Source organism: Actinocrinis puniceicyclus, assembly GCF_018283645.1.
Classification (GTDB): domain Bacteria; phylum Actinomycetota; class Actinomycetes; order Streptomycetales; family Catenulisporaceae; genus Actinocrinis; species Actinocrinis puniceicyclus.
Genome location: NZ_JAGSXH010000078.1, coordinates 1 through 12,930, shown reverse-complemented (window position 1 = coordinate 12,930; position 12,930 = coordinate 1). Strand labels below are relative to the sequence as shown.

Below are 12,930 nucleotides of genomic sequence, written 5' to 3'. Positions count from 1 at the left end.
ATAAAGGTGGTCGACCTGACTCAGACGCCGACCCCGGCCCCCGCGGCCGGGGGTGCGCCCTACTCGGGCGCCGGGGAGCACGCCGCGCTCCCCGGCGCCACCGAGGTCCTGTTCCCGGGCACGGACGGTTCCGGCGGTATCCGCCGCACCCTGCTGCCCGGCGGTATCCGCGTCATCACCGAGGCGATGCCGTCGGTGCGCTCGGTCACCCTCGGAGTGTGGGTCGGTGTCGGCTCGCGCGACGAGGACGCCGAGTCCGCGGGTGCCAGCCACTATCTGGAGCACCTGCTGTTCAAGGGCACCGCGCGGCGCTCGGCCCTGGACATCTCCGCCTCGATCGAGGCGGTCGGCGGGGAGATCAACGCCTTCACCACGAAGGAGTACACCTGCTACTACGCCCGCGTCCTGGACGCGGACCTGCCGCTGGCCGCGGACGTCCTCACCGACGTCGTGGCGGCGGCGCTGATCAGGGCCGAGGATGTGGAGTCCGAGCGTGGCGTGATCCTTGAGGAGATCGCCATGACCGACGATGATCCCGGCGACATGGTGCACGACGAGTTCGCGCTCGCGCTGTTCGGAGACAGTCCGCTCGGCCGCCCGATCGCCGGCACCGCGCAGTCAGTCAAGGCATTGACGCGTGAGTGCATCGCGGCGCACTACCGCCGCCACTACACCGGGCCCAACCTGGTCGTGGCGGCCGCGGGCAATCTGGAACACGAGCGGGTCGTCGAGCTCGTCCACGCCGGGTTCATGCGCTGCGCCGGGGACACGCACCTGGTGCTGGATGGTGCGCTCGCTCCGTTCGGTGCGCGCGAACTGGCCGCCGTCGCTCCCGCGGGGGCGGCGACCCGGCTGATCAACCGCAAGACCGAACAGGCGCACCTGGTGCTCGGCATGCCCGGGGTGCGTCGCACCGACGACCGGCGCTGGGCGCTCGGGGTGCTCGCGGCGGTCCTCGGCGGCGGGATGTCCTCGCGCCTGTTCCAGGAGGTGCGCGAGAAGCGGGGACTGGCCTACTCGGTCTACAGCTATGCCTCGCAGTACGCCGACGCCGGCGCGTTCGGCGTGTACGCGGGCTGTCAGCCGAAGAAGCTGCGCGAGGTCATCGCGCTGTGCCGGGCCGAGATCGGCAACCTGGTACAGCACGGCGTCAGCGAGCAGGAGCTGGCGCTCGGCATCGGGCAGCTGCGCGGCGGCATGGTGCTCGGGCTCGAAGACACCGGCTCGCGGATGAGCCGGATCGGCAAGGGCGAGCTGGTCTACGGCGAACACCTTTCCGTGGACACCGTGCTGGATCTGATCTCCGGCGTCACGCTCGACGACGTGCGGGCCGTCGCGGACGACCTGCTCACCGCCGATCCCGCGCTCGCCGTGATCGGACCGTACAAGGACCCCTCCGCCTTCACCGCCTGAAAGCCCAGCGGCGTCCGGCTCTGGAGGCCGCAGCGGCGTCCGGCCGCGCCGCCCGAACCGTGTACGACCTGACCAGGATGGATACGCCAGTGATCAACGTCGCCGTGTTCGGCGCCGCCGGACGGATGGGCCGTCAGGTCTGCGACGCGGTCCAGCGCGCCGACGGCATGCGGGTCGTCGCGCGTATCGACGTGGACGACGACCCGAAGGCCGCGCTGGCCGCCGGCGCGAGCGTGGCCGTGGACTTCACCAATCCGGACGTGGTGCTCGCCAACCTGGAGTTCTGCGTCGGCAACGGCATCCACGCGGTCGTCGGCACCAGCGGCTTCACCCCGGACCGGGTGGCGCGCGTGCAGGGCTGGCTGGCCGAGCATCCCTCCACTGGTGTGCTGGTCGCGCCGAACTTCTCCCTGGGCGCGGTGCTGATGATGAAGTTCGCCGCTCAGGCCGCGCCGCTGTTCGAATCGGTGGAGATCATCGAGCTGCATCACCCGGACAAGGCGGACGCGCCCAGCGGTACCGCGCAGCGCACCGCCGAACTGGTCGCCGAGGCCCGTGCCAGGGCCGGCAGCGCCGCGTTCCCGGACGCCACCGCGCACGACGCCGACCACCACCGCGGCGGCACCGTGCAGGGCGTGCCCGTTCACTCGGTGCGCCTGTGCGGCCTGGTCGCCCATCAGGAAGTGCTGCTCGGTGCGCCGGGGGAGACGCTGACCATCCGGCACGATTCGCTCGACCGGGTGTCGTTCATGCCCGGCGTGGTTCTGGGCGTGCGCAGGGTGGCGCAGCATCCCGGCTTGACCGTAGGGCTTGAGCACTACCTCGACGAGCACGAATGACGGCATGATCGCGAGCCCCGACAACCCGCCGGGAGTGGCAGCGTGGGCGCCCGCACCGCCGCCTTCGTGCTGAGCGCGGTCCTGGTCTTCTTCCTCGGCCTGTGCGGCTGGGAGGGCGCGCTCGCCCTGCACAGCGGCTTCACCGGCGGTGGCGCGTCCGCGGGTCTGCTCGGCGCGCGACACTAGGAGCGTGGGTCGGTAACGGGCAAGCTGCCGGATGGCGGTTGACCGGTCGAGGGCCGGTCGCGGTTCTGGATGGCGCTGTGTTGTCGGCCTGGATGCAGGCGCCGTCGCCGTTCTTCATGATCCGAGAAGCCGGATCGGTGAAGTTGGCCTGCGCCTTGTCCTTCGGCCGCGCGGTATCGGCGGCGCGGTCTCCGGCGGCGGCCACCGCCTCGGGATCGTCGTCGCCGGATCCGGCCTGGCGGCGTGCCTCGTTGTCCTCGGCGTCGGCCAGCAGCGCGGCCGCAGCGGCTTCCTCCTACGCTCTCAGGTCACCGTTCTGCTGTGACTGGCCTTCAAGTGTCGCGCAGAGCCGCGTCCAACTCGCGAAGCAACTCCCCGACGCGCCCTCCTCCAGGTGGTGCTGCGGGGTAGCGGCGCAGCACATCAACGACGGCCGAAGACGCGCGCCGGCGAGCCTGCTCGATACGAGCAGCGCCGACCTCCCGATCACCGCCGGCCACGAGCTCGGCCGCTCTCGCGGCGTGGGCTGCTGCCCCGAGGATGTGCTTCACCTGGCGAGCGTTGGCCAGCGGGTGAAGGTACGCGGCGGCTGCCGCGCTCATCGCTGCTCGCGCCGCATCCGCGGCGGCCTCACTGTCCGCTTCCCGGGCCGCTTTGTGCGCCGCCCACCCGGTGTCGCGCAGCGCCTTCCCGCGTTCGCCGCCGCGTGCGAACGTCAATGCGGCATCGAGCGCGTCGCGAGGCCGCGAGTCGGACGGGTACGCGCCTTCGAAGATCTCCAGGACCTCCTGGGCACAGGCGGCAGCGTAGCCGGCGACCTCGCGAAGGTCCTGCTTGCTCAGAACGATCTCAGCGGTTTCGTTCGCCATGTGCGCCATCCTCGCGCACCGGACAACGGCTTCGTCGCCGACCAGACGTACCAGGCTTCTTCCATGCGAAAGGTCATCAACCAGCGGCAGGATTGAACGTTACTGACCCACGCTCCTAGGCAGTGTCTGAGTAGTGGCGCCGGGGCCGCGGGTCTGGCGCGCTAGCGCGCGTCAGACCTCGACGACCACGGGGATGATCATCGGGCGGCGGCGGAAGGTGTCCGAGACCCACTTGCCGACCGTGCGGCGCACCAGTTGCTGGAGCTGGTAGGCGTCGCCCACCCCGTCCGCGGCAGCCTGGGCGAGCGCCTCCTCGATCAGCGGGGTGACCGCGGCCAGGGCGGTGTCGTCGATGCCGGCGCCGCGGGACTGCACCTCGGGGCCGCCGGAGACCTTGCCGGTGTCCGCGTCGACGACCAGGAACACCGAGATGAATCCCTCGTCGCCCAGGATCCGGCGGTCCTTGAGGCTTGCCTCGGTCACGTCGCCGACCGACAGGCCGTCCACGTACACGTATCCGCACGGGACCTTGCCGGTGATCTGCGCGACGCCTTCGACGAGGTCCACGGTCACCCCGTCCTCGGCGATCACGACGCGGTCCGCCGGGACGCCGGTGAGCGTCGCCAGGTCGCCGTTCGCCCGCAGGTGCCGCCACTCGCCGTGCACCGGCATGACATTGCGCGGCCTGGCCAGGTTGTAGAAATACAGCAGCTCGCCGGCCGAGGCGTGCCCGGAGACGTGCACCTTCGCGTTGCCCTTGTGCACCACCTTCGCACCCCAGCGCGTCAGGCCATTGATGACCCGGTAGACCGCGGTCTCGTTGCCCGGGATCAGCGAGGAGGCGAGGATCACCGTGTCGTTCTCGACGATGCGGATCTGGTGGTCCCGGTTCGCCATCCGCGAGAGCGCCGCCATCGGCTCGCCCTGGGACCCGGTGCAGATGAGCACGACCTGCTCGGGCGCGTAGTCGTCCAGCGCGCGCGCGTCCACGACCAGTCCGTCCGGCACCTTCAGGTAGCCCAGGTCGCGCGCCACGCCCATGTTGCGGACCATCGAGCGGCCGATGAACGCCACCTTGCGGCGGTTCTTGACCGCGATGTCCAGCACCTGCTGAATGCGGTGCACGTGGCTGGCGAAGGAGGCCACGATGACCCGCCGCGTGGCCTGCGCGAACGCCCGTTCCAGCGCGGGGGTGATCTCCCGTTCGCTCGGCACGAAGCCGGGTACCTCGGCGTTGGTGGAGTCGCACAGCACCAGGTCGATGCCGCGCTCGCCGAGCTTGGCGATGCCGGCCAGGTCGGTCAGCCGGCCGTCGAGCGGCAACTGGTCCATCTTGAAATCGCCGGTGTGCAGGACGACGCCCGCGTTCGTCTCCACGACCACGGCAAGGGCGTCCGGGATCGAGTGGTTGACCGCGAGGAACGAGCAGTCGAACGGCCCGATCCGCTCGGTCTGTCCCTCCTTGACCTCCAGCGTGTACGGCCGGATGCGGTGCTCGGCCAGCTTCGCCTCGATCAGCGCCAGGGTCAGCTGCGAGCCGACCAGCGGGATGTCCGGCCGCTCCTTGAGCAGGTACGGCACGGCGCCGATGTGGTCCTCGTGTCCATGGGTGAGGATCACCGCCACGACGTCCTGGTAGCGGTCCCGGATCGAGGTGAAGTCCGGCAGGATCAGGTCCACGCCAGGCTGCTCGGGCTCCGGGAACAGCACGCCGCAGTCCACGATCAGGAGCTTGCCCGCGTATTCGTACACCGTCATGTTCCGGCCGATCTCGCCGAGCCCGCCGAGCGGGGTGACGCGCAGCGCGCCTTCCGGCAGCTCCGGCGGTAGCCCCAGTTCAGGGTGCGGGTGGCTCATCAGGCGGCTCCAGTTCCTTCGTTCGCGTCGTGCTGCGCGCGGGACGGATGGCCCGCGCGTGCGGTCTTGCTCGGTTCGTCATGGTGCGGGGTCGTCTCGGGTCGGTCAGATCTGGACACCCGCGGCGGCCAGGTCCTGGCGCAGCACCTCCAGCTGCTGCGCCGTCAGTTCGACCAGCGGCAGGCGCACCGGGCCGGCGGGGCGGCCGAGGCGGTTCAGCGCGGCCTTGGTGGTGATCACGCCCTGCGTGCGGAACAGCCCGGTGTACACGGGCAGCAGCGAGCGGTGGATGTCCCGCGCCTTGCCGGTCTCGCCGGCGCCGTACGCGTCGAACATCGCCCGGATGTCGGCGGTGACCAGATGGCTCGCCACGGACACGGCGCCGACGGCGCCGATCGACAGCAGCGGCAGGTTCAGCATGTCGTCGCCGCAGTAGTAGGCCAGGTCCGTGCGTGCCAGCACCCAACTGGACGCGCCCAGGTCTCCCTTGGCGTCCTTGACCGCGACGATCCGGTCGTGCTCGGCGAGGCGGACCAGGGTCTCGGTCTCGATCGGTGTCCCGGTGCGCACCGGGATGTCGTACAGCATGACCGGCAGATCGGTGGCGTCGGCTATCGCGGTGAAGTGCCGGTAGACGCCCTCGCGCGGCGGGCGCGAATAGTAGGGCGTGACGGCCAGCAGACCGTGCGCCCCGGCCTTCTGCGCGCTCTTCGCCTGCTCGACGCTGTGCCGCGTGTCGTTGGTGCCCACTCCGGCGATGATGTGCGCACGCTCCCCGACGGCGTCGCGCACGGCGCGTATCAGCGCCACCTTCTCGGCATCGGTCGTGGTGGGCGCCTCGCCGGTGGTGCCGTTGAGTACCAGGCCGTCGTTTCCGGCGTCGATCAGGTACGCGGCCAGCGCTGTGGCGCCGTCCAGGTCGAGCGCACCGTCGGCGGCGAACGGGGTGACCATCGCGGTCACGATCCGGCCGAACGGCGTAGCGGGCGAGGAATCGGGAGAAGCCATGGGATAAAGCTACCGGGCCACGAGCAGGCCCGTCAGGTCCGATGCGGCGACCTGTGGATAACTCGCCGCGAAGTGGACCGGAGCAGGCTGGAAGGATCCCGTCGCCGCCTGCTCGGGGGTCCAGGAGACGACGGGATCCGCTATGCCTATCGGCAGTCGGCCGCGCGGGGATACGGGCAATGGGGGCACGTTCATCCGATTGGGTGTTATACGCAGAATTGGATCAAGGTGGGCAAGCTGTCCGTCAGGGCGCGACGCGTCCGTTGCGGTTGAACGCCGCGTACGTCAGCGGCATCGCCTCCGCGAAAACGGCCTCCATCTTCTCCGCGACCATCTCGATCTCCCGCTGCGGGAAGGACGGAAACGCCGAGTCCTCACGCTTCGTGCGCAGTGACAGGAAGTGCATCAGAGCCCTGGCGTTACAGGTCGCGTACATCGAGGAGTAGATCGAGACCGGCAGCACTCCGCGCGCGACCTCGCGCGCGATCCCCGCCTCCAGCATCTCCAGATAGGCACGGTACGCGGTCGAGCACACGGCGCGCGTCGCCTCTTCCACCAGCTTGTGCTGCTCGGCCGTGCCCTCGGTGAAGACGTACCGCCCGGGCTTGCCCTCCTGCACCAGGCTACGCTCCGGCCCGGGCACGTAGAACACCGGTTCCAGCCGCCGGTACCTTCCGCTCTCCTCGTTGAAGCTGAACGTCCGGTGGCGGTGGAACTCCCGGAACACGAAGATCGGCGCCGAGACGAAGAACGTGAACGAGTTGTGCTCGAAGGGGCTGTTCCCGCACCACGACGGCTTGCCGTCACGGCGCACGTAGAGCGTCCCGTTGGGAACGGTCACACAGTGGATCGTGCCCGAGTACTGCTCCAACGCCACCTGCTCGGCGTGGTCCCCGCCGACCCGGCCGATCTCGGGTTCCAGCTCGGTTTCGGGATAGATCGTCACCTGCACGCAGGGCCGGTCGCCCGAACGCTCAGCGTCGCCGCGGAAGCGCTGTTCGCGCACGATCGCGGCGAGGCCGATCTTCACGCACAGCTCCTGGATCTGGCCCCCGAGCACGCGACTGGTCGTCGAGAAGCCGGCCCTTGCGCCGTCGCTGGTCGAGCCGATCGCACTGAGCAGTCCGTCCAGCAGGTCGCGCAGGTCATCCGCGCGCCATTCAAGCGCTTCGCCGGGGACGCACCCGGCTCCGTCCTGCGCGCGGCACTGCTTGGCCAGCCGGAGGAATTCCTCGTCCGCGTGCAGCGCGTAGCGGTCGCCGCGCTGGGCGTGCAGCTCGAAACCCGCGAGGCGCGCGTGTTCACGCAGATAATCGATCTTGCGGTCCGATCGCAGCCGGAACTCGGGCACCGCGGCCGCGCCCAGCCGGCCGGCCGCGATGAAGAAACCGAGCAGCGCCGCGAATCCCGGCGCGGCCGGCGCCTCCTCGGACTTCCAGACCCCGCCACCGATCATCATCCGGTGCGCAGCGTCGAGGAGATCGGCGGCCGCGACCAGTTCGTAGCCTTCTCGGTGCGACCGGCTGCGCTCGGCCAGCATCCTGTGGTCCGGCGTCACCAGGAGATCGACGTGCTCAGCGCGTACCCGCACCATCGGACCGCTGTACGGCTTCGCGATCAACCGCGCGGCCCGCTGGTATTCCAGTCGGCCGTCGGCGGCGCGGGTGAGGAACTGCTCCGTGCCGTCCACGTCGGGCCAGGACTTCCAGCCGGACCTGGTCAAGACCTCGGTCCGTTCGTCGTAGCAGCCGTGCCGGTCGCGCATCAGATAGTTGATCAGCCCGGCGCTGCGTTCGGCGTCCGCGCCGACCTGGTCGAGGGACTGCTCGCCCGCGGTGGAGACGCGGGCGGCGAACAGGACGTCGCCGTCGGCGGCGGAACGCTTGACCGGCTCCACCGTCACGTCTGAGCGGAAGCGCAACTCCGCCATGCCTGCGGGCCTGTCCTGCGGGTCGCTCACGGCCTTGCTCCCTGCTGTGCTCTCGTCCTGACCGGCTGCCGCACAGCCTAGCCGTGACGGCCGACAGGGCCGGACAGGCAGGGCCGCGCCCCGCCTCCCGTCAGGTGCCGGACAGGTTGGTCAGCTTCGCGCTGTCCAGGATGCCGTTGGCCGTGCCGGCGTCGCTCATCAGACGCAGCACGATGTCGAGCTTGGCCTGGAGCACCACCGACGGGTAGGTGCCCAGTTCCATCGACGCGATCACGCGCGTGTCGACGGCGTGCGAGTCGCGCAGGGCCGTCTCCACCACGACCCGCTGGCCGCCGGACGCCTGCAGTTTGGCCATCACGGCCGCGAAGATCGCGGTCGTGTGCGGGTACTGCCTGGTGAAAGCCTTGGTGGCGAAGTAGCCGTCGACGGGCATCGCCGAGGCGTTGCCGGTCGCCAGATCCTGGCTCATCTGCAGGCCCGGGTTGACCTGGGCCGCCGTCACGTACGGCTCCTGCAGGACGGTCGCGGTCGCCTGGCCGGAGGCCACCGCGCCGATCGCCTGGGCCGGGTTCGCGTTCTGCTGGATCGCCGGGCAGTTGCCCGGCAGCGGCGAACCGAGGGACGAGAGCCACGCGGAGAGCGCCAGATACTCGGTGCTCTTGTTGCTCGGCACCACGATCGAGATCGAACCGTTGCAGTTGAACGCCGCACCGGCGCCCGGTCCCCACTCCGGCAGCACGTAGCCCCTGCGGGTCAGCAGCGCGATGGTGCCGGGGGCCGCGTCGTAAGCCTCGCTGACCACGCGGATGTTGTCGCTGGTCGCCAGCGTCGAGGTGGAGTTGAGGAACTGGGCGTACTCGCCGTACGCGATGTCGATCTTGCCTGAGGAGAGCGCGGCCAGTTCGTCGGTCTGGCTCGTGAACTTCTGCACCGTGATGCTCAGGCCCGCGTCCGTGAACGCGTGGGTGTCGCCGGCGTTGCCTATCTCGAACGGGACCGCGCCCAGCGAGTCGATCAGGCCGACCCGCAGATTCGACTGGTCCGGGCTGCCGAGCCCGTTCGAGCTGCCGCCGCACGCGGTCGCCGTGGCGGCGAGCAGCGCGGCGGCCAGGCCGACCACGATCCCCGAGCGGGGGCGCGACCGGCGGGCTGGCTGGCTCGGCTGGAACATGGCTACCTCTCGAACGTTCAGGCGTCGGCGCCGCCATGCTAATCCACTCGATACCCGGTCTAATAGCGGGCGTGGAAATCCGGGTGGGACGTTGCCTTCATGAGTGGGCGTAAGTAAGGGCTACGACACAGTATTTTCGCCGCGCGACCGATTGGCGTTCTGATTGACTGGTTCGCTACGCTTCGCGCTCGACCGGCCACGAAACGTAGAAGATCGCGTTCTGCCTGCTCAAGCGATTATCTGTGGCGCGGTCGGCAAGTTTGGCAGCGCGTCGGCGGGAAACGCCAGTGCGCGGACAGAAAATCTCGGGAATCGTGTCCGATTCATTGTGTTATGTCGTGTATTGTCGCATAGGGCGTTGCGATTTATCCCGGCCCCGTCTTGGCCTCAGTGCCGGTGCTGTGCTGGAATGCGTTTCCTGAACGAACCGCCGGGTGAGGCCCGCCGCGGTCGAGTCGCGACGACCGCCGAGCAATCCCGCCGAACGCGGCCGGCAAGCCGGCCGCAGTGTTACAACTGACACGACGCGCGCAGTACTTGGTGCGGTCACGAACTTGGTGAGGGCAAGTGCAGACACGTCCCGTGACCCCGCGCCGCGAGCCTGCCCAACCGGGCCCGCGCGCGGGCCGGCCGGGTGCGCCGGAGCGCCGCCGTCCGTCCCAGAGCGCCGAATCCGCCCCGGCGCAGGCCGCCCGGCCCGGCATCCTCTCGCTGCGAAGCTGGCGGGTGCGTAACCGGCTGACTCTGTTGGTGCTGCTGCCGCTGCTGGCCGCCGTCGGTCTGGCCGCCGCGCGAATCAACACGCTGTACCAGGACGAGACGCACTTCAGCAACGCTCACTTCGAGGCGCAGACCACCAGCGCCGTCGAGCAGGTGCTGCTCGCCCTCCAGCAGGAGCGGCTGGCCGCCTCGGTGTGCCTTTCGGTGATCCAGCCGTGCACCATGGCGGCGGCGGACGCCCGCGCCGCGCAGAACCAGGCCGATCAGCAGAACCTGAACCTCAGGCCGCTGCTCGAGTCCTACGTCAGCGCGTACACCGACGCCCAGCAGGCCGCCACCAGCGCGATCACCCAGGTCAGCACGGTGGCCAACCAGGTCATCAGCGGCGGCTCCTTCTCCGGGGACCTGCGCACGGCCGCGACCGAGGCCTTCGGCCGGGTCACCGACCTGGGCGAGATCCGCAAGGTGGCCACCGGCAGCCCGGTGCAGTCCAGCCTGATCTTCCACGCGTACACCAGCATCATCGACGACGTGCTCGCCGTGATCGGCCAGACCTCGGCCGGTACCTCCGACGCGCTGGTCTCCCAGGACAACTCCGCCCTCGGCGCGATCGACAACCTGGTCGAGGCGCAGGCGATCTCCCAGGTGTACACCAACGAGGTCATCGCCAACGGGCAGATCGGCGGCAACGGACCGAACGAGAACCCGGTCGAGGCCAGGATCCAGGCGACCAACCTGAACCAGGCGATCGCCGCGCAGAGCTCCGCCCAGGCCGCGTTCCTGAACATGGCCGCGCCGTCGCTGATCCAGTCCTTCCAGGCCACCGTCTCCGGACCGGACATCACCAACGCGCAGGCCGCGGTCAACCGGGTGCTGGCGATCCTGCAGGGCAACGCGACCTGGCGGGCGAGCAGTTCGCAGCTCGGCGCGGCGGTCGTCGACGAGGCGCTGCCCGCCACCATCGGAGACCTGCGCACGGTACAGGGCACCACCATCCAGCAGCTGGTCACCGACTCGCAGACACTGCTGAGCAATGCGCGTTCCGACCTGTACAAGAACGCGGCGATGATCCTGATCGCGCTGCTGGTGTCCTTCCTCGGTATCGCCATCGTCGCCCGCTCGCTGGTCGGCCCGCTGCAAGCGCTGCGGACCGGCGCCCTGGACATCGCCACGAACCGCCTGCCCGAGGTGGTGCGCCGGCTGCGTGACGCGGACAACTTCGACGCCGAGGCCGCGGTCGAGCCCATCCCGATCAACTCCGACGACGAGATCGGCCAGGTCGCCCGAGCCTTCGACCAGGTCCACCAGCAGGCGGTCCGGCTGGCCGCCGAGCAGGCGCTGCTGCGGTCGAACGTCAACTCGATGTTCGTCAACCTCTCCCGCCGCTCGCAGTCGCTGGTCCAGCGCCAGCTGCGGCTGATCGACGAACTGGAGAACAGCGAGCAGGACCCGGACCAGCTGGCGAACCTCTTCAAACTGGACCACCTGGCCACCCGTATGCGCCGCAACGGGGAGAACCTGCTGGTCCTCGCGGGCGAGGAGCCGGGCCGCAAGTGGAGCCAGGCGGTGCGCCTGCTCGACGTGATGCGTGCCGGTGCCTCCGAGGTGGAGCAGTACGAGCGCGTCGCGCTGCGCGACCTGCCGGACGTCAACGTGCTCGGCCGCGTCGTCAACGACCTGGTTCACCTGGTCGCCGAGCTGCTGGAGAACGCCACCTCGTTCTCCGCGCCGGAGACCAAGGTCTCGGTCACCGCGAACATGCTCAACACCGGCGGGGTGATGCTGGAGATCGAGGACGCCGGCATCGGCATGACGCCCGAGGAACTCGACGACGCCAACGAGCGGCTGGCCAACCCGCCGGTCATCGACGTCGCCATCTCCCGCCGCATGGGCCTGTACGTGGTCGGCCGGCTGGCCACCCGGCACGGCATCCAGGTGCGGCTGCGCCGCTCGGCCGGCGGTGGCATCACCGCCCTGGTGCTCGTGCCCAGCACCCTGCTGGCCGGCGCGGACGGCGCGGCGCAGGCGCCCACGCCCGAGCTGTCGGCCACCGGCGCCCGTTCCCTCGGCGCCCTGCCGCGCCGCGGCGGCCAGGCGGGCTTCCCCGACCAGGGCGGCCCCGGCGACATCGCCGCGTTCCCGGCCGAGGGCGCCGGAGCGCCGCCGTACCGCGGCGCGGCGCCGTCCGGTCTGGGTACTTCGGCCTCCGGGCCGGTCGGCGCCGGCTCGCCGTCGGGGCTGTCCAACGGCGACCAGTTCGCGTCCGACCTGCCGCCGTTCGGCGGTGCCCCGTTGGCCTCGCCCAGCGGCCCCGGCTCGTTGCCGCGCCGCAGCGAGACCCGCGACGGCGAAGGGCAGGGCCAGGGTCGCGGCGGCGCCCCGGGCGGCTCGAGCCCGAGCATCCCCGGCGCGCGCACCCCGTTCGAGGACCGGCCCGACCTGGCCTCCGGCCTCGACGCGCTGCTCGACCCGGACGCCACGACCATGTTCCCGCCGGTCGGCCCCGGCCGGCCCGCGGCCGGCCCGGACGCCCCGTCGCGGTTCCAGCCCTTCGGCGGCGGCCACGACGCCGGGTCCGAGCAGCCCCAGCAGGAGCCGGGCGCAGGCCGTCCCGGCGGCGCCCGCGGCCAGGATTCCGCCTCGACCGGGCAGTTCCCGCGGATCCAGGACCCCGCGTCCACCGGGCAGCTGCCGCGGGTGAAGGACCCGTCCTCGACCGGGCAGTTCCCGCGGGTACCGAGCCCGGACAGCGCGCCGCAGTTCCCCGGACCGGCCCACGACCGCCAGGACGCCACGGCCACCGGCCGGATACCGCGCGTCCAGGACCCGGCGGGTCAGGCTCCCGGCGCCGGATTCCCGCGCGCGCCGCAGGAGCCGGCCTTCCCCGGCCCGGCCTTCCCGGCGCCCTCCGAGGCCGCGCAAGCACAGAGCGCGCCG

The 12,930-nt window shown here is 70.7% G+C and carries 10 protein-coding genes and 2 pseudogenes; 4 read left to right on the top strand and 8 right to left on the bottom strand.

Annotated elements, in window-relative coordinates:
• Positions 1-6 precede the first annotated feature (6 nt).
• From KGA66_RS19890 to KGA66_RS19880, 3 genes are all read left to right on the top strand, one after another.
• Complete coding sequence (locus KGA66_RS19890) at positions 7-1,413, top strand: M16 family metallopeptidase (RefSeq protein WP_312886998.1); 1,407 nt, start codon at positions 7-9, stop codon at positions 1,411-1,413.
• Between the two features lie 89 nt (positions 1,414-1,502).
• A complete protein-coding gene (dapB, locus tag KGA66_RS19885) occupies positions 1,503-2,252 on the top strand; it encodes a 4-hydroxy-tetrahydrodipicolinate reductase (RefSeq protein WP_312886997.1) in 750 nt (249 codons plus the stop codon).
• A 42-nt stretch (positions 2,253-2,294) separates the two neighbouring features.
• Positions 2,295-2,438 (top strand): hypothetical protein, encoded by a 144-nt coding sequence (locus KGA66_RS19880; protein WP_211469677.1) that lies wholly within the window; start codon positions 2,295-2,297, stop codon positions 2,436-2,438.
• Positions 2,439-2,517: 79 nt separating this feature from the next.
• On the opposite strand, the pseudogene KGA66_RS32485 reads toward KGA66_RS19880, so the two are convergent.
• The 8 genes and pseudogenes from KGA66_RS32485 to KGA66_RS19850 form a co-directional block, all read right to left on the bottom strand.
• Positions 2,518-2,700, bottom strand: a pseudogene (locus KGA66_RS32485) (IS5/IS1182 family transposase); the annotation flags it as partial.
• Between the two features lie 70 nt (positions 2,701-2,770).
• Positions 2,771-3,307, bottom strand: coding sequence for a putative immunity protein (locus KGA66_RS32180; RefSeq protein ID WP_369015915.1), 537 nt, complete (start codon positions 3,305-3,307; stop codon positions 2,771-2,773).
• A 171-nt stretch (positions 3,308-3,478) separates the two neighbouring features.
• Positions 3,479-5,164 (bottom strand): ribonuclease J, encoded by a 1,686-nt coding sequence (locus KGA66_RS19870; RefSeq protein WP_211469675.1) that lies wholly within the window; start codon positions 5,162-5,164, stop codon positions 3,479-3,481.
• 105 nt (positions 5,165-5,269) lie between these two features.
• Positions 5,270-6,172, bottom strand: a complete 903-nt coding sequence (gene dapA / locus KGA66_RS19865) for a 4-hydroxy-tetrahydrodipicolinate synthase (protein ID WP_211469674.1) — start codon at positions 6,170-6,172, stop codon at positions 5,270-5,272.
• A 9-nt stretch (positions 6,173-6,181) separates the two neighbouring features.
• Complete coding sequence (locus KGA66_RS19860) at positions 6,182-6,367, bottom strand: hypothetical protein (RefSeq protein WP_211469673.1); 186 nt, start codon at positions 6,365-6,367, stop codon at positions 6,182-6,184.
• A 49-nt stretch (positions 6,368-6,416) separates the two neighbouring features.
• Entirely contained in the window at positions 6,417-7,124 is a 708-nt protein-coding gene (thyX, locus tag KGA66_RS32175) for an FAD-dependent thymidylate synthase (RefSeq protein ID WP_369015917.1), read from the bottom strand.
• Positions 7,125-7,919: 795 nt separating this feature from the next.
• Positions 7,920-8,102, bottom strand: a pseudogene (locus tag KGA66_RS32170) (FAD-dependent thymidylate synthase); the annotation flags it as partial.
• A gap of 130 nt (positions 8,103-8,232) precedes the next feature.
• Positions 8,233-9,273, bottom strand: a complete 1,041-nt coding sequence (locus KGA66_RS19850; protein WP_211469672.1) for an ABC transporter substrate-binding protein — start codon at positions 9,271-9,273, stop codon at positions 8,233-8,235.
• A 567-nt stretch (positions 9,274-9,840) separates the two neighbouring features.
• Here KGA66_RS19850 and KGA66_RS19845 point away from each other — a divergent pair.
• Positions 9,841-12,930 (top strand): sensor histidine kinase (locus KGA66_RS19845; protein ID WP_211469671.1); only part of this gene is annotated, 3,090 nt, incomplete at its 3' end.